Source organism: Dactylosporangium sp. CA-152071, assembly GCF_050936335.1.
Classification (GTDB): domain Bacteria; phylum Actinomycetota; class Actinomycetes; order Mycobacteriales; family Micromonosporaceae; genus Dactylosporangium; species Dactylosporangium maewongense.
In genome coordinates, this window is record NZ_JBNJMZ010000002.1 from 3071642 (window position 1) to 3096074 (window position 24433).

Genomic DNA, 24433 nt, shown 5'->3' on the forward strand with positions numbered 1-24433 from the left:
CAGCCAGGGATGCACAAGATCTACCGGATCATGAGAAACCACCGCGCCCTGGCGCCGCTTGCGTCCAGTGCCGGACATTCCGGTTTTGCGACGGAAGGTGCTCAGCGCCGAGCCGCCACACCCGCCCACCCCATGATCCAGTAAAGGTTGTGCAGCCAGGGGTGCACAAGATCTACCGGATCATGAGAAACCACCGCGCCCTGACGACACTCGCTTCCAGTGCCGGACATTCCGGTTTTGCGACGGAAGGTGCTCAGCGCTGAGCCGCCACACCCGCCCGCCCCCATGATCCGGTAAAGGTTGTGCAGCCAGGGGTGCACAAGATCTACCGGATCATGGAGAACCCCGCCGCGGCAGCGGTGGGGGAATTACAGCGTCAGCTGGCGCTGGTTTCGCGGGCGGACTGGAAGACGTCGGCGGCGGCCAGGTCGGTGATGGCGGCGTTCAGCTCGTCGATCTGGGCGTCGGTGTTGGCGGCCGTCACCTGCACGCGGAAGCCCACCTGGTCGCGGGGCACGCCGGGGTACGGGGCGAGGGTCACGAACAGCCCGCGGTCCCACAGCTGCTCCGACACCTCGACCAGGTCGCGGTCCAGGGCGATCGGCAGCTCGATGATGGGCGTGTCGTCGACGTTGGGGGTGAAGATGCCCAGGCTGCGGACGTGCTGCAGGACCCGGGTGGACATGCGGTACAGGTCGGCGCGGAGCTTGTCACCGCGGTCGGCGTTGACGTCGAAGCCGGCCAGGACGGTGGCGAGCGACGCGGTCGGGGACGGGCCGGAGTACAGGTACGGGGCGGCCGACGCCTTCAGGCGGTTCTTCAGGACCGTCGGCACCGCGAGGAACGCCAGCAGCGACGAGTACGCCTTGGAGAAGCCGCCGACGAGCACCAGGTCGTCGTAGGACTCGCCGAAGTAGCGCACGATGCTGTTGCCGCCGGAGCCGTAGGGCGACGTCTCGTCGGCGGTGCGGGAGCCGATGACGCCGAAGCCGTGCGCGTCGTCGACGTACAGCACGGCTCCGTGGGCGCGGCACAGCGACAGGTACTCGGCGATGCGCGGGATGTTGCCGGTCATGCTGTTGACGCCGTCCATGCAGACCAGGACCGGCCCGGGCAGGTCGGAGGCGAGCAGCGAGGCGAGCTCGTCGATCGTCTTGAACCGTTTCAAGGTGGCGCCGAGACCACGGGCGTGGACGCAGCCGTCCCAGATGGTCTTGTGGGCGCGGGCGTCGACGAGCACCGTGCCCTGCTGGACCAGGACCGGGATGACCGACAGGTGGATCTGGGTGATGGTGGGCAGGACCAGGGTGTCCGGGGCGCCGAGCAGGTCCGCGAGGCGCTCCTCGATCTGCGGGTACAGCGCCGGGTTCCCCAGCATCCGGGACCAGCTCGGGTGCGTGCCCCAGCGGCGCAGCTGCGCCTCCACGGCGTCGATGATCTGCGGCTCGAGGTCGAAGCCCAGGTAGTTGCACGACGCCCAGTCGGTGAGCCAGTGGTCCCCGACGCGGATGCGCCGGCCGTCGATCTCGTCGATGACGGCGTCGTAGAAGCGACTGCTGGCGCGCAGGTGGGCGATACCGCTGAACCGGGGGTCGTCATCGACAGCGGCGGCGAGGTGTTCGAGCACAAATCCTCCGAGGGCCGTGGTGCTTAGGCCGCCGTCCGACTTCCCCGTTGAAGCCCCGACGCTTCCTCCAACAACCATTGACTCGCGTCACCGTAGCTCAACGGCCGCGAGAACAAGTACCCCTGCCCGAGATGGCAACCCATCGTCATGAGGAGATCACGTTCAGCCGACGTCTCGATTCCTTCAGCTACAATCTGCAACTGCAGAATCGCTGCGAGCTGCACAATCATGTCGACGACGGCGTGCTGCTCGGCCGACGACGCGATGGTGTCGATGAAGCTCTTGTCGAGCTTCAGCACGTCCACCGGGAGGCGGCGCAGGTAGGACAGCGACGAGAAGCCGGTGCCGAAGTCGTCGATGGCGATCCGCACTCCGGCCTCGCGCAGCGCGGCGAGCTCGGCGGTGACATCGCCGTCGTCGTGCAGCAGGAGGCTCTCGGTCATCTCCAGCAGCAGGCTCGCCGGCGGCAGGCCCATCCGGTCGATCTCGTCGAGCACCCAGCGGGCGAAGCCCTGCTCGCGGCCGCGGAACTGGCGGGCGGAGACGTTGACCGACACGTATACCTCCTCGCCGGGGTGCAGCAGGCGCCACTGCGCGGCGGCCTCGACGGCGTTGCGCAGCACCCACGCGCCGAGGGGCACGATGAGGCCGCTCTCCTCCGCGACGGAGATGAACTCGGCCGGCGACACCATGCCGCGGGTCGGGTGGTTCCAGCGGACGAGGGCCTCGAAGCCGTGTGTACGGCCGTCGCTGATCGCCACGATCGGCTGGAAGTGCAGCAGGAACGCGCCGTCGGCGATCGCCCGGTCCAGGTCGGCGCGCAGCTTGTGCCGCTCGACGACGGCGCTGTGCAGCGACGACTCGTAGCGCCGCCAGCGGTCCTTGCCGGCGTCCTTCGCGACGTAGACGGCGAGGTCGGCGTGGCGCAGCAGGTCCTGCGCGTCGGCGGCCTCCGCGGTCGTGGAGACGCCGATGCTGGCGGACGCGGTGACCTCGCCGTGCGGCAGTTCGAACGGCGCGGCGAAGCTGGCGAGGACCTTCTCCGCGACGCGTTCGACGTCGGCGGCGCTGCCGGCCCGGCGGACCAGGGCCGCGAACTCGTCGCCGCCGAGCCGGGCGACGGTGCCGGCCGCGCCGTAGGAGCCGTCGACGGCCCGCAGCGCCTCGGTGAGCCGGTTGCCGACCGCGACCAGCAGCGCGTCGCCGGCACCGTGGCCGAGGGTGTCGTTGACCACCTTGAAGTCGTCGAGCTCCATGATGAGCACGCCGACGGTCGCGCCGCTCTCCGCGCCGGAGCTGACCGCCTCCTGCACCCGGGCGAGGAACACCTCCCGGTTCGGCAGGCCGGTCAGCGCGTCGAAGGTGGCTCGCTGGTACAGCTCGGCTTGCAGCCGGCTGCGTTCGGTGACGTCGCGGAGGGTGACGACGACGCCGCCGACGGTCGGCTCGCCGCGCAGGTCCCGGAACGTCGCCTCGACCAGCGCGGGCCGCCCGTCGGCGCCGACGACACGCAGGTCGTCGCCGGGCCGGTCGACGCCCCGGGTGCGCAGCTCGTGCAGCCGCCGGTCGACCTCGACGACGCTCTCCTTCGCGAACGCCATCGGCAGCGGCGTGCCGTCGAGCTCGTCGCTGCCGAACAGGGCGTGGGCGGACGGGCTCGCGTACCGGATCTGGTCGTGGTCGCCGACGATGAGGATGACGTCGGCGGTGTTGAGCACCAGGGTCCGGAAGTACGCCTCGCTGTTGCGCCGGCCGATCTCCTCGCCGAGCGCGATCCGCTCCAGGGCGAGGGCGGCCTGGGTGGCGAGGATCTGCGCGGCCTCCTGCACGCCGACGAGTGTGACCTCGTCGGCGGCGACGTACAGCGCCCGCCCGGACTCGCGGCCCTCCACCGGCGCCAGGGGGCAGCACAGCGTGACCTCGAAGTCGCCGAGCTCCTCGGCGAGCGCCGGGGCCAGCCTCCGCGTGTACGGCATCGACACGGCACCGTCGGCCGCGCCGGTCGTGTCGCCCATTGGCGCGAGCACGACCCGGTGCGGCCGGCCGAGCGGCAGCAGCTCGGCGATCGCGGTCCGCACCGTCGCGGTGACGCCCGGCTCGTCGGTCGCCATGAGCAGCGCCGCACCGGCCCGGCGCAGCCGCCGCTCCCGCTGTGCGGCCCGCCGCTGGACGTTGATCGCGCGGCCGAGGCGCAGCAGGACCATCCCGGACAGCAGCGCCGACGAGCCGGCGATGACCGTGGCGTCGCGGACCTCGCCGCCGCGCATCTCGAAGTACAGGACGCACGGCGCGATGAACAGCGACAGGCCGAGCATGAGCAGGCGGCCGAAGTGCTCCTCGCCGGCGCGGTGGACCTTGGGCTCGGTGAGGTCCCGCATCGACGGGTGCAGCGCCGCGAAGCCCCACAGGACGTAGAACGTGGCCCAGCCGAGGTCCACCGGGCCGCCGGTCTCCCAGACGCCGTTGAGCTGTTTCAGCCCGTACCCGACGTCGGCGCTGAGCAGGCCGATGCCGCCGGCGGCCAGCAGCAGCAGCGCGGAGCCGCGCCGCACGGCGGTGATCAGCCGCGCACCGACGGCGAGCACGAGGATGTCGGCGAGGGGGTAGGCGATGGAGATGCTCTTCTCCAGCACCGACAGCGCGGGATCCTCGACGTATGGCCGGATCAGGAAGATGTACGACAGCAGCCCGAGCCCGGCGGTGACGGTGACGGCGTCGTAGAGCCCGTTCGGGTCGCGGCTGGCCACACCCATTCGGATCAGCCCCACCATGGCGGCGGCGATCAGCAGGTAGACGGCGAGGTAGAAGCCGTCGGCGACGGACGGGAAGCCGCGCTTGTCCAGCACGAGGGTCAGGACGTCGGCGATGAGATCGCCGGTGATGAACGACGCGACGGCGCCCGCGAGCAGGAACCACGGGGCGCGGCGGCGGGGCTTGTGCAGGTGGACGCCGGTCAGGATGGCCGCGACGCTGGTGAGGCCGATCGCCGACCACAGGATCAGGTGCAGCGCGGGCAGCGCGAAGTTGGCCGCCACGAGGGCAGCCATGATCCCGCAGTAGCCGGCCAGCACCCTTTGCGGCGACACGCATCCCTCCCGACCGTCACGGTGGCGGCCCCGACGCTACCCAGTGACACCCGTAAACGCCCCATCGGCGTGGGGCAGGTCCTATTTAGGCTTTTTGGCGAGGGGAGCCATCGGCCTGCCCTCACCGTAGATTGTTCGCTGCCTAATGAGGAATACCTTGCAAGGACATGCCACCACGTCCTGACCAGCCGCTTCGCGCCATTCGAGCGCTTTGCGAAGTTCGCCGCACACGCACCCGTACAGGCTGCGATCACCCCCTCTACGGTCCGCATCCGTTCGCGAATTCATTCACCTCATTCGGCAAAAGGTAACTTTCACGCCATATTCCCCGCCGACCAGCCACCCCACCACCACCACCGCCGCCTCCTGGCGCTTCCCGGCTCTTCCCGGCACCTCGCGCCGACGACCGGCACGACGGCGACCAGCGCGGGCGGCGCGGCGCGGACGGCGCGGCGCGGACGGCGCGGCGCGGACGGCGCGGCGCGGACGGCGCGGCGCGGACGGCGCGGCGCGGACGGCGCGGCGCGGACGGCGCGGCGCGGACGGCGCGGCGCGGACGGCGCGGCGCGGACGGCGCAACGGCAAGCAGCGCACTCAGGGCGGGACGCTCGGCACTCCCCGGCCACCCACGCCCCGAGCAGCTCCGCCGCCGGCAGCTCCGTCGCCAGGGACGCCAGCGACGTGGCCGTGGCCCGCGCCCGCCGCCAATCACGCTCGGGCGAGGCAGCGGCATCCATGGGACGGCAGGCGCGTTGCGACGGCCCGCCGCGCACCGATAGCCGGCGACGCTCGCCCGGCCGACCAGGGCATAACCGCCGACCGGGAACGACAGACAGCAGCGCCAGCCGCGGGCACCCGCGCGACCGGCCCAGCCCGCTTCGACGCACGCGCAGCGGCACCGTGTCCGCCAGCAGCGCCCACGGCACGACCCGCCCGGCGGGCCAGGTCGTGCCCGCGCCTCGTCAACCGAACCGCGTGCGGCGCGTCCCTCAGGCGCTCAGGGGCTTCAATAGGCCTCGGCGACCGGGCCGGTGACGTCCTGGCCGGCGCCCTCGACGTAGACGCAGCACGCGACGCCACCGCGCACCGGCAGACAGCGACGCCCGCCCCGCAGACCAGGGCGAAGCCGCCGACCGGGAACGACACACACAGCGACGCCGGCCGTGGGCACCCGCGAGAACAGTCCAGCCACGTCGACGCCGTACAGCGGACACAACGGCACCCCCGTCCGCGAACAGCGCCTGGTAGCCCGACCCGCCCGCCGAACCGGGTGGTGCCTGGGCCGCGTCGACCGAACCCGCGTGCGGCGCGTCCCTCAGACGCTCAGGGTCTTCAGGAAGGCCTCGGCGATCGGGCCGGTGACGTCCTGGCCGGCGCCTTCGACGTAGACGCAGTACGCGACGCCGCCGCGGACGCCGACGGACATGGTCGGGACGGTCAGCGTGCCGGTGACCGGTGGGCCGTCGGCGGCGGGTGGGCCGGGGGACGGCTCGGTGAGCAGGACCGGCTGGCGCCACTGGCCCCGGGAGGCCGCCGCGGCGGCGCCCGCGTAGACGAGGGGCGAGCCGACGACGCCGGCCGCGGTGGCCTTGCCGGTGTACATGTCGGCGCCGAGCTTCCACAAAGCGCCGAAACCGGCCGCGGCGCCGTCGACGCCGAGCGGTGGGCTGGGCAGCTCGGCCTGGAAGGCGAGGTTGTAGCCGGCGGCGTCTGGGCCGTTGGCGACGGCGAGCACCGCGCCGTCGGCGACCCGGACCGCGACCAGCGCGGAACGCTTCGTGGTCGCCGCGAGGGCGGCCTCCGCCGCCTGCTGCGTCTTCACCTCGATCGTCGTGCGCACCCGGGCTCCGTCGACGGCGGACGCGGTGTAGAGGACCTTGTCGGCCGCCTTCGCCCCTTGCGGGTCCGCCGCCACGATCTCGACCCGGGGCGTGCCGCGCAGCGCCGTGTCGTAGCGGCGCTGCAGCCCCGTGAGCCCGGTGATGTCGCCGGCCTTCAGCACGCCACCGCCGGCGTCGATCAGCTCCTTCGTCGCCGGGCCGGAGGTGCCCAGCAGCGCCCGCCCGAACGTGCGGGTCAGCGGCAGGGACAGGGTGCCCGCCCGCGTGGCGATCCCGTCGGTGGCGGCGAGGTCCCGCTCGATCTCGGCGTAGTCGGTCTGGCGCAGCGTGACGAGGTCGACGAACGCGTCGGGCTTCGCGGCCGCGAGCCGCCCCGGCAGCGCCGAGGTGTCGACGTCGACCCGCACGGACCGGAACACCAGGTCGAGCCGCTGGACGAGGGCGTTGACGTCGCGGACCAGCCGCGGCTCGACCCCGACATACACGACGGGGATCTCCGACACGATCGGCGTGCCGTCGGCGGCGAGGACGACCCCGCGGTTCGCCGGGGTGGAGCGCAGCGTCAGCCGCCGGCCGTCGGGCAGGTCGGGGTGCACGACGGCCGGGCCGAGATAGACCGCCCACCGGCCGTCGATCCTGCGGGCGTCGACGGTCGTCTCATACGCCCAGTGCCGGCCGTCGGGCAGCGTCCAGTCGACGCCGAGCCTGGTGCTGGCGTCGTCCTTGCGCACGGTCGCCGCGCCGCTCCTCGTCAGCGCGGGCCGGCGGGCCGCGAGGTCGCCCTCGGTGCCCGCCAGCAGCTGCTTGGCGGCGTCGGCGGCCAGGGGCTGCCCGGCCGGCGTGCGCAGCTCGACGCCCGAGAGGTCGGCCCGCTGCCACCCGGCGACGAACGCGGCGAACGGATCCTCGGCCGGCTTGTCACCCGTACAACCGGCCGAGGCAGCCAGGAGCGCCGCCACCAGCACCAGCCTCACGTATCGCAGCATGCGCGCCTTCCCCCGTGTCGTCGCTCCGCCTCCCTGTAACTTCATCGGCCGTGCCCGAGGTTGGAGTTCTGCGGTGTGGTGCCCGTCACATCGTCACGCCGTCAGGCGCGACACCGAGCGCATCTTGTTCATCGCGTCGAGGGCGGCCACCTTGTACGACTCGGCGAGCGTCGGGTAGTTGAAGACGGCGTCGACGAGGTAGTCGACGGTGCCGCCGCAGCCCATGACGGTCTGGCCGATGTGGACGAGCTCGGTGGCCCCGGTGCCGAAGACGTGCACGCCGAGGATGCTGCGATCCTCCGGCGAGACGATGAGCTTCAGCATGCCGTACGAGTCGCCGATGATCTGCCCGCGGGCGAGCTCACGGTAGCGGGAGATGCCGACCTCGAACGGGATGTTGTTGTCGGTGAGGTCGTCCTCGGTACGCCCGACGAAACTGATCTCGGGAATCGTGTAGATGCCGATCGGCTGGAGCAGCTGCATGCCGCGCACCGGCTCGTCGCACGCGTGGTGGGCGGCGAGGCGGCCCTGCTCCATCGAGGTCGAGGCGAGGGCCGGGAAGCCGATGATGTCACCGACGGCGTAGATGTGCGGCACCTCGGTGCGGAAGTGCTCGTCGACGGTGATCCGGCCGCGCTTGTCGGCCTCCAGGCCCGCCTTCTCCAGGCCGATCTGGTCGGCGGCGCCCTGCCGGCCCGCGGAGTACATGACGGCGTCGGCGGCGATCCGCTTGCCGCTGGCGAGGACCGCGACGGCGGTGCGGCCGTGCCGCTCGACGGCGGCGACGGACTCGCGGAAGCGGAACGACACCGACAGGTCCCGCAGGTGGTACTTGAGCGCCTCGATGATCTCCAGGTCGCAGAAGTCGAGCATGCGGTCGCGCCGCTCGACCACGGTGACCTTGGTGCCGAGGGCGGCGAACATGGACGCGTACTCGATGCCGATGACCCCGGCGCCGACCACGACCATCGACGCGGGGATCTTGTCGATGTTGAGGATGCCGTCGGAGTCGATGATCGTCGTGTCGTCGAACTCGACGCTGTCCGGGCGGGCCGGCCGGGTGCCCGCGGCGAGAATGATCTTCTCGGCGGACACCAGCGACGAGTGCCCCTGTTCGTCGGTGATCGACAGCGTGTGCGGGTCGACGAAGACGCCGGTGCCCTGCAGCAGCTTCACCCGGTTGCGGGCCAGCTGGCTGCGGATGACCTCGATCTCCCGGCCGATCACGTGCTGCGTGCGCGCGCCCAGGTCGCCGACGGTGATGTCGTCCTTGACGCGGTAGCTCTGCCCGTACATCTCCCGCTGGCTCAGGCCGGTCAGGTAGAGCACCGCCTCGCGCAGGGTCTTGCTCGGGATGGTGCCCGTGTTGATGCAGACACCACCGATCATGTGGCGCCGCTCGACGACGGCGACCCGCCGGTCGAGCTTCGCGGCCGCGATGGCCGCCTTCTGCCCGCCGGGGCCGGAACCGAGCACGAGGACATCGAAGTCGTACATGAACGACAGTGTCCAGTGCGCTGGCAAGCGCCGTCCAGACGATCGGGACTATGGTCGTCCGCGTGAAACGACTTCTTCGCAACCTGGCTACCCGGCTCGGCGGCCGGCCGTCCGCCCCCGCGCCCACGCAGCCGGTGCCCACGCCACCCCGCTCGGCGCCGGCCGGCAGGGCGACGCTGCACAAGCCGGGACCGCCGCCGAAGCACGTCAGCGACAAGCTGCTGCAGTACGCCCCGCAGCTCGACGGCGCCGCCGACCCGGGCGAGGTCGTGTGGACGTGGGTGGAGTACGAGGACGACCCCAACCAGGGCAAGGACCGGCCGGTCCTCGTCGTCGGGCGCAAGGGCACGGAGCTCGTCGGGCTGATGCTGTCCAGCCAGAGCGAGCGCGACGGCCAGCGCAACTGGTTCGCTCTCGGGCCCGGCTCGTGGGACCGCGACCAGCGGCCCAGCTGGGTCCGCCTCGACCGGGTCCTGACCGTCGAGGAGCACGGCATCCGTCGTGAGGGCGCCATCCTCGACCGGGAGCGCTTCGACCGGGTCGCCGAGCGGCTGCGCTCCTCGTACGGCTGGGACTGAGTACGGCTGGGACTGAGTACGGCTGGGACTGAGTACGGCTGGGACTGAGTACGGCTGGGACCGACGCCGGCCGTCAGGTCTGGGGCTGGGGCTGGAACACCGGCAGCATCTTGGCCAGCTCGTCGCGCATGAGGGCGGCGGCCTCGTCGAACCTGTCCACCACGGTGGCGGTCTCGTCGGTGCCGTCGCTGCCGACGAAGCGCCACGTGCCGTCGGTCGCCGACGCGAGGGTCGCCCGGGCCGGGGCGTTGCCGCGGGCGACGTCCTGCACGGTCGAGGTGTTGAACGTGGCGACGGCGGGCCGGTGCCGGTGCAGGAACCGGTCCGCGATCCCCAGCAGCGGCTCGCGGACGTCGACGTCAGCGCCGATCGGGGTGATGTCGTAGCAGCGGTACGCGCGGGCGGCGACCAGGAACCGGGTCATCTCCGCCTCGAACAGCAGCGCCCCGTCGGCGTGGTCCTCCGCGGTCAGACCGACCTGCACGAACGCGCGCGGCCGGTGCAGCCCGGCGGCGACCGCGGCGACCGCCGGCGCCATCTCCAGCTTCTGCCCGTCGACGGGCGCGGCCAGGTGGCGCAGCAGCAGCGACCCGAGCCCGGCGCTGAGGACCGCGTCGGCCCGGTCGGCGTCGGTCAGGCCCAGCAGCCGGGGCGCCTCGCCCGGCTGGCCACCGCTGGCCAGCAGGAACGACAGTTCGGCGGCGGTCATGCTCAGCTGTTCCGTGGTCCCGTCCATGGCGTCCACTCCCGTCGCGATCGTCCGTCGTCGTGGTGCTCAACGCCGGTCACGCGATCACGTCACGCGTTCTTGGACGACCGGCTGTTTTTCGACTTGGTACCGGTCGGCGCCGGCGACAGGCCGCAGAACGCCTCGATCCGGTCCGCACCGCCCGCGGCGGCGGTCAGCACGTTCAGGTCCTCGGGGTCCATCGGCTTGCGGTGCGGGTCGTCGCGGACCTTCTGCCACTCGCTGCAGAGCTTCCGCATGTCCTTGCCGGCCGTGGCGGTCGGGGCCGCCGGGCTCGGGGTCACCGCCGGCTCGCTGGACCGCTGCGCGGCGGGCGTGGTCGGCGACACGGTCCGCACGGTCCGGGTCGGTGCCGCGGGCGCGGGCGCCGGGTCGTGGTCGGGGATCTGGTCGATCCAGTCGTGCGCGGCGCTTTGCAGCGGCGCGGGCAGCCTGCCGGCACCGGCGGCGACCCCGACCCCGGCGAGCACGCCGGCCGTCAGCGCCGCCGCGAGCACCGCGACCCGCCGCCTGGGCGGCCTGGCCCGCCGCGCCGCCACCGGCGCACCGGCGCCGCCGGCGGCGAACTCCCGCCGGAACGCGTCCACCGCGGACTGCTCCCCCGCCAGCTCCCCGGGCCGCGCCGGACCGGCCGCCGCCCGGAGCAGCCCCGCCAGCGGCGAGTCCCCGAGGTCGCCCGTCCGGCCCGGTCCGCTTTGTCCGTGGGCGTCACCGTGGCCGCCGGGCTCGCCGGTCATGCGCTCGAGGAGCCGCTGCGACTCCGCCTTCGACCGCGCCCGCCGGCGCCACCAGCCCAGCATCAGGCACCTTCCAGGTGGGCGTGGGGAAGGTCGGCGCCGGCGCCCGCGCCGGTGGTGCCGGCGGGGACGCGGCGGGCGCTGACCTGGGGGTGCGCGGCGAGGCGGCGCAGGCCGCGCATGGCGGCGACGCGGACGGCGCCGGGGCGTTTGCCGAGGACCTCGGCGGTGCCGGCGACGTCGAGGCCGGCGACGACGCGGAGCAGGACCGCCTCGGCCTGGTCCTGGGGCAGCTCGCCGATGAGCCGCAGCGCCCACTCGGTGCCGGCGTGCTCGATGACCTCGGCGGCCGCGTCCGGGGCGGGGCGGCCGGACTCGACGTGGTCGCGGCTCTCCTCCCGGCGGCGCCAGACCCGGCGGCCGTCGTCGATGGCGCGGTGCCGGGCGATGCGAAACAGCCAGACCCGGAACGCGGTCGGGTCCCCCGCGAAGCGCGGCAGGTCCCTGACGACCTGGAGCCACGTCTCCGACGCCACGTCCTCCGCCGCGTCGCCGCACACCGCGTGCAGGTACCGTAGGACCGCCGGCTGCAGGGCGCGCCACAGCACGGCGAAACCGGTCTCGTCACCGCTGGCCGCCGCCCGTAACGGCGCGGCAAGGTCGGCGTCACGCACCGGCGTCGCCGACCGTGTGTAACGCGTCGCGAGCGCGGGCCGCCCCTTCGGGGACGAGCACCATCCGCGCATCGAGGGGGATCACCGTTGAGGGACCGACTGCCGCACCGAACAGGGCCGTGGGAGCGGACATGACCGACGCCTTCGCGACCGCGACCGTCGACGGCTGTGTCGTGGTCACCCCGACCGGGGCGCTCGACGTCGCCACGTCGCCCGCGCTGCACACGTGGGTGCACCGCTGCCTGGACGAGGGAGCGACGCTGCTCGTGCTGGACCTGTCGGAGGTGGAGTTCATCGACTCCACAGCATTGCGGGTCCTGGTGTCAGTACACAAGCGGTTGCGGGACACCGAATCGGGTGGATTCGCGGTGGTCTGCCCGCATGCCCGCATCCGCCGGATCTTCGACCTGACCGCGCTCGACCGCGTCTTCACCCTCACCGACACCGTCGACGAGGCCGTCATCGCCCTCAAGGCACCCTGACAGAGGCCGCGCGCCGGGGGCCTGGTGAGGCGCCGCGGCACCGGCGTCACTGGTGGGTGGCGCCGGCGTCGGTACCGGTCGGCGCCGCCTGCGGATGGCGCAGGCCGGGATGGCCCGGCGGCAGGCTGCGACGCAGCACCCACCAGCTCACGGCCAGGCACGCCGCGACCAGGGGCCAGGTCAGCACCACCTGCGCGGTGGCCAGCCACACCACGTGACCGGTCCACCACAGCGGCACGAAGATCAGCAGCCGCACCATGTACTGGCAGACCCACACCCAGCTCGCCGCCTGGTACGCCCGCAGCAGCGCCGGGTCACGCCGCCACCTGGCCTTCTGCCCCAGGACGGTGCCGACGATCAGGCCCAGGAACGGCCACCGGACCAGGATGCTGCCGGCCCACGCCAGGGCGCTCGCTGCGTTCGTCAGCAGCCTGACCAGGAAGAAGTCCTCGGCCCGGCCGGTACGCAGCGCCACGATCGCGCCCAGGCAGACCAGCAGCAGGCTGACGACGGTCGCCGCGGGCGGGCGCCCCTGCCGCAGCCGCCAGACGGCGACGGCCGCGCCGGCGAGGACCGCGATCCCGGCCCCCAGGGCGATCGACCGGCCGCCCGCGAGCCAGCCCGCCACGAACCCGGCGACAGGGACGACGCTGTCGAGCGCCGCTCGCCGCCCACCAAGCAGGGTGGCGAGTGACTCGTCCCCGTTGTGCACCGTCCACACCTTTCAGCGGCCAGACCCAGGTAAGCCTGCCCTATCATGCCCGGTGCCGGACGGAGAGTCACGATCGCGGCAGGGTGTCCGGGTCGATGAGGGCGGTCGCGTCCTCGCCGCCGATGTCCTGGCGCAGCTGGTCGAGCCGGCCGAGCAGGCTGACGGAGTCGAGGACCACGACCGCGCTCGGGAACACCTGGTGGGTGCGCTCCACGGCGCCGGTCAGCTCCTCCCGCAGCAGCGTGTCGTCGGTCTCCTTGCCGCCGAGGAGGTCCTCGAGCAGCGCCGCGATCGACCGCAGCAGCGCGGCGAGGGTCTGCCGGTCCAGGGCCGGCGGCTGCCCGGCCCGGTCGTAGAGCCGGTCGACGGCCAGCGACACCGACCTGATCTGCAGGCTGATCCGGACCAGGAACACCTGCTCCTCGTGCAGGGCGACGACCCGCTCCCCGAGCCGGACGGCGGCGACGTTGAGCCGGGCCGTCTCCTCGACCGCGGCGACCTCGGCCGCGGCGGCGGTGCTCAGGTCGGTCAGCCCCCGCGACGCCGGGATCCAGTCGTGCCCGGCCCGGCTGTCCAGGGGCGGGCTCCCGTCGCGGCGGTCGAGCTCGTCGGCGATGTCCCGCAGCACCGACACGCACCCCGCCGCCCAGACGGAGATGGCCTCGCAGGCCTGCCGCATGCGCGGCCGCTCCGGCACGACCACGGCGACGACCAGCCCGACCACGCTGCCGATGGCGACGTCGATGAAGCGCCACTGCCCGTACCCCTTGGCGACCGGCGCAAGCATGATCACCGCCAGCACGGCGATGGTGAGCTGGTTGCGCGCGAGCGGGGTGTTGGTGACCCGCCGGGCCAGGGCCAGGGCGCCGAACGCGGCGAGGGCGAGCGACCACCAGCTGAGGCCGAGGAACTTCACCCACCCGATCGCGACGGCCGTGCCGACCAGGTTGGCGAAGAGCAGCTGCACGCCGGTGGCGATCGAGCCGTACACACTGGCCTGGAGCGTCAGGATCGCGACGATCGGGGCGAAGAGCACCGCGACGTTGTCACCGAGCTGGCGGGCGAGGACCCAGGCCGTGGTCGCCGCGACGGTCGTCTTGACGACGGTCAGCCAGCTCGGGCGGCTCTTCGGCACGCTGGCCAGCAGCACGCCGAGCGGCTCGGTGACCGACGCACGCTTCGACCTGGCCGGATCCACAGAACCTAAGCCTACCGGCGCACCCGATAAGGTCGCAGCGTGCGCAGCTACGACCACCCCAACCTGTTCAACTTCCGCGACCTCGGCGGCTACACCGGCACCGGCGGCCGGACGGTGCGCTGGCGGCGGCTCTTCCGATCGGACTCGCTCAGCCGGATCGACCCCGCCGACGCCGCGTCGTTCGCCGCGGTCGGGGTGCGCACCGTCATCGACCTGCGCCGCCCGCGGGAGATCGCCCGCGACGGGCGGGTGCCCGAGTTCCCCGGCCTCGCCTACCACCACCTGCACCCGGAGCACGCCGAGTGGGAGGACGCGCCCGACCACGACGAGCCCAGCGACGCCCGCTGGCTGGCCAACCGGTATCTCGACATCGTCTACACCGGCGCCGCCGCGATGGTCGCCGCGGTCGCCGTGATCGCGGAGGCCGACAACGCGCCGGTCGTCGTGCACTGCACCGCCGGCAAGGACCGCACCGGCGTCGTGTCCGCGCTGACCCTCGGGGCGCTCGGCGTCGCCGAGGACGACATCGCCGAGGACTACGCGCTCACCGCCGGGGCGACCGGCCCCGCCATGGCGTACCTGCGCCGGATCAACCCGGAGATCGCGAAGATGCCGGAGCGGTACCTGGCCGCGCCCGCCGAGGCGATGCGGCTGTTCCTGCGCGACGTGCACGGCCGGCACGGCTCCGTCCGCGGGTACCTGCTGGAGATGGGCCTGCCGGAGACGCACCTCACGGCGCTGGAGGAGCACCTGCTGGAGCCATGAATCTGACACCGCCGTGTCACCTGCGGGCCGTTACCGTAAGGGCATGATCGGCTCCACCGGATGGGCGGCCCCCGAAGCACTGCGTGCCGAGGGCGTCCAGCGTCGCACCAGCACCCCCGCCAAGTCGCTGACCGAGCCCCGCACGGCGGCCGGCCGCGATCCGGTCGCCGTGATCGCCGCCTCCAACGCTGAGCGTGTCGCCGAGCTGGTGCCCATCCGCGTCGGCCGCATGATCAGCTCCCCGTTCGCGTTCCTGCGCGGCTCCGCCGCCGTCATGGCCGCCGACCTCGCCGGCGGCGCCGACACCGGGCTCCACGGGTATATCTGCGGCGACGCGCACGCGGCCAACTTCGGCTTCTTCGCCTCACCGGAGCGGCGGCTCGTGATGGACGTCAACGACTTCGACGAGACCGTCGTCGGGCCCTGGGACTGGGACCTCAAGCGCCTCACCGCCAGCATCGTCAGCGCCGGCCGGGAGGCGGGCCTGCCGGAGGACGAGTGCCGCGACTCCGCCCGCGACTGCGCGACCGGTTACCGCCAGGCCCTCGCCGAGCTCGCCGACATGTCGCTGCTGGAGGCGTACTACCTGACCACCGACCACTCGACGCTGGAGCACTTCGGCATCGGCGACCTCGCCGACGTCTTCGACCGGGTCCGCAAGAAGGCGAAGAAGAACACCAGCCGCCGCGTCGCGCAGAAGTTCACCCAGCGCCTCGACCACGACGCGTGGCGCTTCACCCCCGACCCGCCGATCCTGGTGCCGCTCGACTCCACCGACTCGTTCCGCGTCATCGAGTCCCTGGAGGGCTATGCCGCCACGCTCGAGGAGGAGATCCGCACCCTGTTCGGGCGCTATGCCGTCGTCGACGTCGCCCACCGCATCGTCGGTCTCGGCAGCGTCGGCCTCCGCTCGTATGTGGTGCTCCTGCACGGCAACCACGACGAGGCGCTCGTGCTGCAGGTCAAGCAGGCCCGCGCGTCCGCCCTCGCCCCCTACCTGCCGCCCGTGCCCGAGCAGCACGCCGGCGAGCGGGTCGTGCGCGGCCAGCGCTGGATGCAGACCGTCAGCGACGTGCTGCTCGGCTGGACGAGCATCGACGGCGTGCCCTATCTGGTGCGCCAGTTCCGCGACATGAAGGGCTCGATCGACCCGACGACGCTGCGCGCCGGCCAGCTCGACGACTACGCCCGCGTCTGCGGCGTCGTCCTCGCCCGCGCCCACGCCCAGTCGATCGACCCGCGCACCCTGTCCGGCTACTGCGGCGCCCCCGACACCGCCGACGGCGACGAGTTCGACGAGGGCTTCGCCACCTTCGCCGCCGCCTACGCCGACCAGACCGAAGCCGACCACGCCGCCCTCGTCGCCGCCGTCAACGCCGGCAAACTCCCCGCCACAACCGGCGTCTAGGTTCCGCCTCACGGATCATCGCGTCGGCCTGTTCCCGCCTGTGGCACGCGAGGGTGCCGAACGGGCTGCGCTGGCACCGTCGCCGGCTCAGCCCGTCCGCAACGTCCGGTGGCGGGATCACCGCCATGCGATCTGTCGGGCGAAGCGGACCGGGTCGCCGGGGCCGTGATCTGCCGGAACGCTACGGCGCAGTATCAGCGGTTACGGCGGTGGACCGCCACCGGCGCTGGGCGATGCTGAAGGACCGGGACGTCGCCCTCCCCGACGCGGACGGCGACATCGACTGGGAGGCTCAGGTCGACTCCACAGTCGTGCGGGTCCGGCCGGTGCTCGTTCAGGGGCGCAACGCCGACAGGCACGCCAAGGGATCGCCCGGTCCCGTGGCGGCCTGACCAGTGGGGGCGGACCTCAGCCGGCCATCTGCCTCTGCTGCCGTTCCCGGCGCCCGGACTGTCGCCACTGGCAGCGGCCAGGTCCCATGTGACGCAAGCCTGCGGGGACCACGCCGGCCAGCCCAACACCGGGACGCCACCACCGCGGCCCACGCACAACCGCGTGCTCAGCGCCCGGACTGTCGCCACTGGCAGCGGCCGGGTCCCATGCGGCGGAAGCCTGCGGGGACCACGCCGGCCAGTCCCGCACCGGAAAGCCACCACCGCGACCCACGCACACCCAAGTGCCCGGCGCCCGGACTGTCGCCACTGGCAGCGACCGGGTCCCATGCGGCGGAAGCCTGCGGGGACCACGCCGGCCAGCCCAACACCGGGACGCCACCACCGCGACCCACGCACACCCAAGTGCCCGGCGCCCAGGCTGTCACCGCTAGTAGAGGCCGGTCCCGTGTGGTGGAAGCAGGCGAGGGTCACGCCAGGACAGCCCCAGCACCGGGAAGCCACCGCCGCGGCTCACGCACAACCGGCTTCGGGGCGCGGTCGCGCGGCGGCCGTGTTTCGTGTCGGCCAGGTGCATGCGATGCTCGGGGTGGACCGCGCGGCCGGAGACGAGCAGCCCATGCCCGTCAGGGCCGGTCCCGGCGGCGGCCCCCGACGACCGCCGCGCGATGATCGCCGCCGCCGCACTGCCCCTCGTCGGCGGTGGGATGGCACCGAGATCGGCCCGTCGGTGACCTGGCCGGAGACCGGGGCCTGTGCCGGGCGCGTACGTGGTGATGCGTGGCCTCAGCAGTCACCCCCCGCCCACAACCGGTCGCCCTCACAGCAGTGTCGCCGAGCTGGCCTGCTCCAGCGGATGGGGCCCGGTGCGGTCCAGGCGCAGCCACGACGGCGGGCGACCCTGGAGCGTGAGCGGCGCGGCGTCGAGGCACACCGACACTCAAGCACAGGGGTACGACAGAAAACCCTCGCCGACGTTCGGGAACACGGCACCAAGCGCCGCGGCCGGCCCTGGGCCGGGGCTAGTGCTTCGGGCGGGCGCCGAGGTCGGGGACGACGGCTCGCTGGGTGACTGCTGACATGCCCAGGACCGTGCCGGCTGGGCCGTCGACGGTGTCCTGCACGAGGTAGCTGCGCTCGCCCAGGTAGTCGTACGTGCGCTCGTCGAAGATCCATTCATGGCGCCAGCTCTGGTCGGTGTGGGCGACCGCGATGCCTGGGCGGCCGGCCGCGTCGGTGACGCCGCGGACCACCTCGACGTCTGGGATCTTCGCCGCGGCGCGGTACAGGGCGGACCTGATCTGTGGGGGGACGAGGGACTCGCGCAGGATGTCGCCGATCGCGGTGAACACCGCGCTGTCCGGGTCGTAGCCCTGGCCGGTGTGCCGCTCGTAGAGCTTCGCCAGCAGTTCGTCCGGGTCGGCGGGCAGGTCGACGGCCTGCGCGTTGGGTGTCATGTCCGGCAGCTTCCGCGTCGAGGGGATGGCGCCGATGAGCGGCACGTCGTAGAACGGCTGGCGGACCTGGCCGTCGCCGCGGTGGAAGAGCGGGATCCAGATCTCCCGTTCGTGCACCGGCTGGAGGCGGGCCGGGCCGTTGCCCACCTCCGAGTACGCGACCCGGCTCTTGACGTAGAGGTACTCGCCGCCGCTGGGCGAGGGGCCCGGCTCGCCGGTCGCCGCCGCGGCCATCCGCTGCAGCAGCAGCGTCGCGGCGCCGTGGTCGCCCTGGGCGACGGTGACGACCAGCGGCGCGCTGACCGGGGCCAGCGAATAGGCGACCACGCCGCCGGCGAGGACGACGGCGAGCACGCCCGCCGGCACGAGCAGCAGCGCCCGCCGGGAGCGCCGGGCCGGCCGGTGGATCTCGTTCACCAGGTGGTGCCGCAGCGCCTGCCGGCGGGCCGCGGGCAGGACGGGCACGGGCGGGGCGGCGGGGGTGGTCTGGTCGTTCATCGGTGCTCTCCCTGCTCGACGGAGTCCGGCTGCTGTGTCAGGGCCCGCAGCCGGGTCCTGGCCCGTGACAGCCGGGAGCGCACGGTCCCGACGGGGACGCCGAGGGCCTCGGCCGCCGACGCGTAGTCCAGCTCCGACCACACGCAGAGCAGGAACACCTCCCGGTCCGCCCGGCTCAGCGCCCGCAGGGCCGCCACAGCGGCGGCCAGCTGGTCGGCGTCGTGCATCCGGGCGATCACCTCGTCGGCGAAGTCCGGGACGGTGTCGCGCAGCGGGAGCCGGCTCAGCGCGTCCCGGTGCCGGCGGGCCGCGCGCCGGCGGTTGCGCAGCACGTTGGTCGCGATGCCGAGCAGCCACGGGCGCAGGCTGCCGCCGTCGGGGTGCAGGGTTTCGCGGATCCGCCACGCCTCCAGGAACGTCAGCGACACCACGTCCTCGGCGTGCGCCGGGTCGCCGGTGCTCCACACGGCGTGCCGGTGCACCGCGTCGGCGTGCTCGTCGAAGAGCGCGCCGAAGGCGTCGGCGTCCCCGGCCCGGATCCGGACCCGCATTTCAGCTGTCACACCTGGTACCTGTCCGCGGCCGGCGCCGGGTTCCCTCCCCCACGGCACGAATTCTTCTCGCTTGTGGGATTGATCGACTGCTGACACACTGCACACCGCGCACGTTCGCGGGGGAGGCATTGACGTGGTGCGATCACGGATGGTAGCTGTCGCGGTGGTACTGCTGGCGGCGGTGACGGGTTGCTCGGCCGGCGTGCCGGCCGGGGTCGACAAGGACCTCGTCAACGGATGGGCCATGATCCCCGAGGCGAAGGTGCCCGAACCGAAGGTCGGCGACTGCTGGAGCACCTCGACCCCGACCGTCGACGACATCGTGACGGTGCCGATCGCCACGGTCGCGGCGCCGTGCAGCGGCTCGCACATGGGCGAGACCGTGCACGTCGGGCACTTCACCGGGGCCACGGCCGACGCCGAGGCGCCGCCGACGCTGGACAAGATCGCCGACACCTACGCCGCGTGCGAGGCCGAGGTCACGAAGTTCCTCGGCGGGTCCTGGAAGCTCGGCAGGGCGCGGCTGCTCGTGTACCCGCCGACCACCACCCAGTGGCGGGGCGGCGCGAGGTTCTTCCGGTGCGACGTGGCGGCGCTGAAGAGCCACGACGGCTACTTCGAGGAGGGGACCGCGTCGTTGCAGGGCAGCCTGCGGGCCGGCAGCGAGCGGCTGTACGGGTGCATGGCCCTCGTCGGCGGCATCGACAGCTGGAGCGACCTGGCGCCGGTGGCCTGCACCACACCCCACGACGCGGAGTTCATGGGGCTCATCGCGTCGAAGTCCGGCACGTACCCGGCCAGCCGGGACGCGTCGAAGGCGGCGTTCGACACGGCGTGCGTCGACCAGATCCGCAGCTACACCGGCGGCGCCATCAACCCGCTCGCGAGCGCCAAGGCGCGCTACTGGTACCCGCTGGTCGCCGTGAACGCGCAGGAGTGGGGCGCCGGCAACCACAGCGCGCACTGCTTCGTGCTGCTGCCGAAGAAGATCAGCCGCACGTTGAAGGGCAACGGCAGCAAAGCCATCTGAGCGCATTCAGCAGCGTCGACGTCCCTCCGGACGGTGACACCGGTCAGACCGTGCGCTCGTTTTGCGGCAGACTGGTCCCCGGCATCGCTGTGCTGGAAGGGGTTCGTCTTGGATGGGGGCGGATGACGGCCGGTCGGGTGACGCTGCTGGACGTCGCGCGGCGCGCCGGCGTCTCGCGCACGACCGCCTCGTTCGTGCTCACCGGCCGCCGCGACATGCGCATCTCCGCCGACGCCGAGCAGCGCGTGCTGCGCGCCGCCCGCGAGCTGGACTACCGGCCCAACCTGACCGCCCGCAGCCTGCGCACCCGCGTCACGCAGACCATCGGCCTCGTGTCGGACACGATCGCCACCGACGCGTTCGCCGGCGAGATCATCCGGGGCAGCACCGCCACCGCGCTGACCCGCCAGCACCTGCTCTTCATCGGCGAGACCGAGGGCGACCCCGCCACCGAGCAGCGGCTCATCCAGGACATGCTCGATCGTGGCGTCGACGGATTTCTCTACGCCGCGATGTACACCCGCGAGATCCGCATCCCGTCGGCCCTGCGCGGCCATCCCGTCGTCCTCGTCAACTGCGTCACCGGCGGCCGCCGTGCCGTCAGTGCCGTCAGTGTCGTCCCCGACGAGCTCGCCGCGGGCCGCTCGGCCGCGTCGGCGCTCCTGGCCGCCGGTCACACGGGCGGCATCCACATCGTCGGCGAGTCGGCCGTTCACGTGTACGCCGCCCGCAACCGCCGCACCGGCATCGACGAGACACTGGCCGCCGCCGGCCTGCGCGTGGCGGGGACGGTCGAGTGCTCGTGGTGGCCGGAGCCCGCGTACGACGCCGTCCGCGCCTTCCTCGCCGGCGGCCCGCGCGTGACGGCGCTGATCTGTCTCAACGACCGGCTCGCCATGGGCGCCTACCAGGCCGCCGCCTCCGCGGGGCTGCGCATCCCGGAGGACCTGTCGGTGGTCTCCTTCGACGACTCGGATCTGGCGTCGTGGCTGCGGCCGCAGCTGACGTCGGTCGCCCTCCCCCACTTCGAGCTCGGCCGCCGCGCCGTCGAGCTCCTGCTGGACCCGGACCGCGAGCCCGGCACCCACCTCGTCGACATGCCCCTGCGCTCCCGCGCCTCCATCGCCCCACCCCGGCCGCGGTAGTCCCACCGGCCGCGAACGGGCAGGGTGTGGAGGGAGCGCCCGCGGCGTGGTGCGCCGAGATCGCCGGCGGGCCATCGAGGAAGCGGCGGGTGGCGACCACCGGATGCGGCGCGCAGTCCCGGCCGGCGCGTCACGCGCGGCTGTGCGCCGCTTGCGGGTCGAGGTGTGGGTGAGCGTCTCCGCCGGTGGGGGGAATTACAGCAGCAAGGGAGAGGGCGGCGGCGCGGCCGGCGCGGTTCGCGCCGACGGTGCTGGCGGAGGGGCCGTAGCCGATGAGGTGGACGAGTGGCTCGCGGGTGGTGGCGGTGCCGGTCATGCGGATGCCGCCGCCCGGCTCTCGCAGGTGGAGCGGGGCCAGGTGGGTGAGGGCGGCACGGAAGCCGGTGGCCCAGATGATGACGTCGGCGGGCTCGAAGGTGGTGCCCCACATGGCGCCGGTGGAAACGAGGCGGTCGAACATCGGGTGCCGGTCCAGGGCGCCCTTCGCGAGGGCGGCGCGGACGAGGGTGGTATACCCGAGGCCGGTCACGCTCACGACGCTGGCGGGTGGCAGGCCGGCCGTGACCCTGGCGGTGACCGAGGCGATCACGGCGCGGCCGTGGTCCTCGGTGAACTCGCCGTCGTGGAAGACGGGCGGGCGGCGGGTCACCCAGCGGACCGAGGCGGCGACGCCCGGCAGCTCGGAGAGGACGTGGACCGCGGAGTTGCCGCCGCCGACGACGATGACCCGCAGGCCGGCGAACTCGGCCGGGCCGCGGTACGCCGCGTAGTGCAGCTGCCGCCCGGCGAAGGTGCCCGGATAGGTGGGGATGTAGGGGCGCGTCCAGGTGCCGGTCGCGTTGACGATGGCTCGCGCGTGGAACGGGGCGCCGGTCGTACCGACGACGAAACCCGACGAGGAGGACGGGCGCGACACCGAGAGGACCCGCACCGGACGCCGCACGTCGAGTCCGAAATGTCGCTCATAGTCGGCGAAGTACGCGGCGACGACGGAAGCCGCGGAGCCCGAGGACGGCGGGGTGAACGGCAGGCCCGGCAGGTCGAAGATCCGGTGCAGTGAGGACGCGTCGAGGGACGGTGCGCGGTGCTGCCAGGCGCCGCCCGGTGTGGCGTCGGCGTCGAGCACGACGTGGTCCAGGCCGAGCCGGCGCAGGTGGTACGCGGCCGAGAGGCCCGCCTGCCCGGCGCCGATCACCACCACATCCGCGTCCACGACGAGGAGAACCCCGCCGCGGACGCGGATGTTCCGCGAGGTGAGACAGCTAACGCGTCACTTGGCCTTGCCCTTGGTGAGCCCCCAGGCCGCAGTGTTCAGGGTGTCCTCGACGCCGACGAGGCCCTCGTTCGGGAAGAACTCGTCGTCGCCGAAGTCGTAGTCGAAGTCGTCCGCGGTGCCGCCGATGTTGTCCGGGCCGACCCCGAAGAGGCCGGGGAACGCGCCGCCGGCGTCCATCAGGTTGGGGGTGGAGTTCAGCGGGTCGGTGTGGAAGTTGCCGTAGAGGTGACCCGCCTCATGCGTGATGACGTTGCCCAGCGCCCGGCCGATGAACTTGATCTTGTTGCTGGCCGGGGTGATGTACGTGTTGAGCGAGGCCGCGCCGCTCGGGTCGCTGAGGACGTCGAGCAGGACGATCGCGCTGTCCTCGGTGGCGTAGTTGCCCGGGTCGATGAACTGCGCGATGCCGATGGTGTCGATGCCCGACTCGGCGATCGTGCCGCCGACGACGATGCGGTGCACGTTCGGCTGGCCGAACGGGTCCGGGTTGTCGCGGCTGTTGAGGATCTTCAGCCCGAAGCGCGGGTCGGTGCCGCGCTCCTTCATGTCGGTGATGATGTTCTCCTTCACCGCCGCGATGACCTCGTTGATCACCTTGTTCTCGTCGGCGGCGCTCAGCCCCCACTTGCCGAGGAACCCGGCGAGCGGCGACAGGGTGCGCACCCCGGGGCCGCCGAAGATGGCGGTGTTGATCCGGGCGCCGTCGAAGTCCAGGAAGAGCGTCTGGACGGTGCCGTTGTCCTGCGCCTCGGGGCCGGGGCGATAGGCCTCGAGGGTGATGTCGTACAGGCCGGCGTTGCCGCCCACCTCCACGGTGAACCGGCCGGAGGTCGCCGCGACCTGCGACACGACCGCGTTGCCGCCGCCGGGCAGCGGCGAGCTGGGCGCGTAGATGAAGCTGGCGTCCTGCTCGGAGCCGAAGACGATCCGGCCGGACGGGTCGCGGACGGTCAGCCGGGTGCCGACGCCGGTCACCGAACCGCCGAGGACGTCGCCGGCGAGCAGGTCGACGGCGTAGAAGTCGCGGTCGGGGAAGGCGAGCGTGGCCGTGAGCAGGTACGGGCCCTCGCTGCCCGACCCGAGCCCGCTGCCGGAGTCGAACGGGTCGGCGGGGAACACCGTGCCGGTGCCGAATCCGGAGATGAGCAGGTAGTAGGTGCCGGAGGTGGTGAACGTGAAGTCCAGCAGGCTGTCCAGCCCCGGTCCGCCGTCGTCGTCGGTGCCGACGAGCTCGCCGGTCGCGTCGTACAGGCCGATGACCGTGTCCAGCGGCCCGCTCGGCGTGTCCGTGCCGGCGAGCAGCTGCTGCCCGGCGAGCGCGGTCACCTTGATGAAGTCGAAGTCGCCGGTGTCGTCGCCGGCGCTGCCGTGCGGGCCGTCGCCGATGTCGCCGCTGGTCGAGATGCCCCGGCGGCCGGCGCCGAGCAGCAGGTCCGACGCGATCGGGATGGCCCCGTTGTCCTCGGCCGGCGCGGAGACCGTGGTCGGGCTGACCGTCTCCGGCGACAGCTGCCCGAGCACGCGGGCCCGGTTGTTCAGCTTCTTGGCGGTGCCGAAGCCCTTGACCAGCTCCGCTGTGGCGTGGCTGTCGTTGGACCCGAACGTCCCGCGCGGCTCGGCCTCGTCGTGCAGCAACGGCGACGTCGCCGCCGCCGTCAGCGAGTTCTTCTTCAGGTTGGCCCGTGCGGCCGCCTGCTGCTTGGCCACCTCGGACCAGTAGTACTTGTCGACCTTGCTGGGAT

Annotated in this window: 20 protein-coding genes; 7 read left to right on the forward strand and 13 right to left on the reverse strand. The window is 72.9% G+C overall.

Features of this window, described 5'->3' with window-relative positions; all coding sequences use genetic code 11:
* Positions 1–376: 376 nt before the first annotated feature.
* From ACQEVZ_RS53780 to sthA, 4 genes are all read right to left on the reverse strand, one after another.
* Positions 377–1627, reverse strand: coding sequence for an aminotransferase class I/II-fold pyridoxal phosphate-dependent enzyme (locus ACQEVZ_RS53780; protein WP_433383514.1), 1251 nt, complete (start codon positions 1625–1627; stop codon positions 377–379).
* A gap of 23 nt (positions 1628–1650) precedes the next feature.
* Positions 1651–4713 (reverse strand): putative bifunctional diguanylate cyclase/phosphodiesterase, encoded by a 3063-nt coding sequence (locus ACQEVZ_RS53785; protein ID WP_433383516.1) that lies wholly within the window; start codon positions 4711–4713, stop codon positions 1651–1653.
* Positions 4714–6028: 1315 nt separating this feature from the next.
* Positions 6029–7540 (reverse strand): hypothetical protein, encoded by a 1512-nt coding sequence (locus ACQEVZ_RS53790; RefSeq protein ID WP_433383518.1) that lies wholly within the window; start codon positions 7538–7540, stop codon positions 6029–6031.
* A gap of 93 nt (positions 7541–7633) precedes the next feature.
* Positions 7634–9037, reverse strand: coding sequence for a Si-specific NAD(P)(+) transhydrogenase (gene sthA / locus ACQEVZ_RS53795; protein ID WP_344502329.1), 1404 nt, complete (start codon positions 9035–9037; stop codon positions 7634–7636).
* Positions 9038–9099: 62 nt separating this feature from the next.
* On the opposite strand from sthA, the gene ACQEVZ_RS53800 reads away from it, so the two are divergent.
* A complete protein-coding gene (locus tag ACQEVZ_RS53800) occupies positions 9100–9615 on the forward strand; it encodes a type II toxin-antitoxin system PemK/MazF family toxin (protein ID WP_344502328.1) in 516 nt (171 codons plus the stop codon).
* Between the two features lie 73 nt (positions 9616–9688).
* Here ACQEVZ_RS53800 and ACQEVZ_RS53805 read toward each other — a convergent pair whose 3' ends face one another.
* From ACQEVZ_RS53805 to ACQEVZ_RS53815, 3 genes are all read right to left on the reverse strand, one after another.
* Positions 9689–10351 (reverse strand): hypothetical protein, encoded by a 663-nt coding sequence (locus tag ACQEVZ_RS53805; RefSeq protein ID WP_433383521.1) that lies wholly within the window; start codon positions 10349–10351, stop codon positions 9689–9691.
* A 62-nt stretch (positions 10352–10413) separates the two neighbouring features.
* The gene (locus ACQEVZ_RS53810) at positions 10414–11163 is read right to left on the reverse strand and encodes a hypothetical protein (RefSeq protein ID WP_433383523.1); all 750 of its coding nucleotides are present in this window, start codon (positions 11161–11163) and stop codon (positions 10414–10416) included.
* Positions 11163–11774 carry an RNA polymerase sigma factor gene (locus tag ACQEVZ_RS53815; protein WP_344502325.1) on the reverse strand — a complete coding sequence of 204 codons (612 nt, stop codon included), beginning with the start codon at positions 11772–11774 and terminating at the stop codon, positions 11163–11165. Before ACQEVZ_RS53815 ends, ACQEVZ_RS53810 begins: the two co-directional genes overlap by 1 nt.
* A gap of 131 nt (positions 11775–11905) precedes the next feature.
* On the opposite strand from ACQEVZ_RS53815, the gene ACQEVZ_RS53820 reads away from it, so the two are divergent.
* Entirely contained in the window at positions 11906–12256 is a 351-nt protein-coding gene (locus tag ACQEVZ_RS53820) for an STAS domain-containing protein (RefSeq protein WP_344502324.1), read from the forward strand.
* Between the two features lie 46 nt (positions 12257–12302).
* On the opposite strand, the gene ACQEVZ_RS53825 is transcribed toward ACQEVZ_RS53820, so the two are convergent.
* Both ACQEVZ_RS53825 and ACQEVZ_RS53830 read right to left on the reverse strand, forming a co-directional pair.
* Positions 12303–12968, reverse strand: coding sequence for a DUF3159 domain-containing protein (locus ACQEVZ_RS53825; RefSeq protein WP_433383525.1), 666 nt, complete (start codon positions 12966–12968; stop codon positions 12303–12305).
* A 67-nt stretch (positions 12969–13035) separates the two neighbouring features.
* Positions 13036–14166: an FUSC family protein gene (locus ACQEVZ_RS53830; protein ID WP_433383527.1), complete on the reverse strand. Its 1131-nt coding sequence runs from the start codon at positions 14164–14166 to the stop codon at positions 13036–13038.
* A gap of 39 nt (positions 14167–14205) precedes the next feature.
* Here ACQEVZ_RS53830 and ACQEVZ_RS53835 point away from each other — a divergent pair, with 39 nt between their 5' ends.
* The 3 genes from ACQEVZ_RS53835 to ACQEVZ_RS53845 all read left to right on the forward strand — a co-directional run bounded on the left by ACQEVZ_RS53835 (position 14206) and on the right by ACQEVZ_RS53845 (position 16731).
* Entirely contained in the window at positions 14206–14931 is a 726-nt protein-coding gene (locus ACQEVZ_RS53835) for a tyrosine-protein phosphatase (protein WP_433383529.1), read from the forward strand.
* Positions 14932–14974: 43 nt separating this feature from the next.
* Positions 14975–16339: a DUF2252 domain-containing protein gene (locus ACQEVZ_RS53840; RefSeq protein ID WP_433383531.1), complete on the forward strand. Its 1365-nt coding sequence runs from the start codon at positions 14975–14977 to the stop codon at positions 16337–16339.
* Positions 16340–16548: 209 nt separating this feature from the next.
* Positions 16549–16731, forward strand: coding sequence for a hypothetical protein (locus ACQEVZ_RS53845; RefSeq protein WP_433383533.1), 183 nt, complete (start codon positions 16549–16551; stop codon positions 16729–16731).
* 1022 nt (positions 16732–17753) lie between these two features.
* Here ACQEVZ_RS53845 and ACQEVZ_RS53850 read toward each other — a convergent pair.
* Complete coding sequence (locus ACQEVZ_RS53850) at positions 17754–18686, reverse strand: CU044_5270 family protein (RefSeq protein WP_433383535.1); 933 nt, start codon at positions 18684–18686, stop codon at positions 17754–17756.
* A complete protein-coding gene (locus ACQEVZ_RS53855) occupies positions 18683–19237 on the reverse strand; it encodes an RNA polymerase sigma factor (RefSeq protein WP_433383537.1) in 555 nt (184 codons plus the stop codon). The genes ACQEVZ_RS53850 and ACQEVZ_RS53855 overlap by 4 nt, the downstream gene beginning before the upstream one ends.
* A gap of 151 nt (positions 19238–19388) precedes the next feature.
* On the opposite strand from ACQEVZ_RS53855, the gene ACQEVZ_RS53860 reads away from it, so the two are divergent.
* Both ACQEVZ_RS53860 and ACQEVZ_RS53865 read left to right on the forward strand, forming a co-directional pair.
* Complete coding sequence (locus ACQEVZ_RS53860) at positions 19389–20270, forward strand: septum formation family protein (protein ID WP_433383539.1); 882 nt, start codon at positions 19389–19391, stop codon at positions 20268–20270.
* A 122-nt stretch (positions 20271–20392) separates the two neighbouring features.
* Positions 20393–21415, forward strand: a complete 1023-nt coding sequence (locus ACQEVZ_RS53865) for a LacI family DNA-binding transcriptional regulator (protein WP_433383541.1) — start codon at positions 20393–20395, stop codon at positions 21413–21415.
* 130 nt (positions 21416–21545) lie between these two features.
* On the opposite strand, the gene ACQEVZ_RS53870 is transcribed toward ACQEVZ_RS53865, so the two are convergent.
* Positions 21546–22628: an FAD-dependent oxidoreductase gene (locus tag ACQEVZ_RS53870; RefSeq protein ID WP_433383543.1), complete on the reverse strand. Its 1083-nt coding sequence runs from the start codon at positions 22626–22628 to the stop codon at positions 21546–21548.
* Between the two features lie 57 nt (positions 22629–22685).
* The gene (locus tag ACQEVZ_RS53875) at positions 22686–24398 is read right to left on the reverse strand and encodes a hypothetical protein (protein WP_433383545.1); all 1713 of its coding nucleotides are present in this window, start codon (positions 24396–24398) and stop codon (positions 22686–22688) included.
* Positions 24399–24433 lie beyond the last annotated feature (35 nt).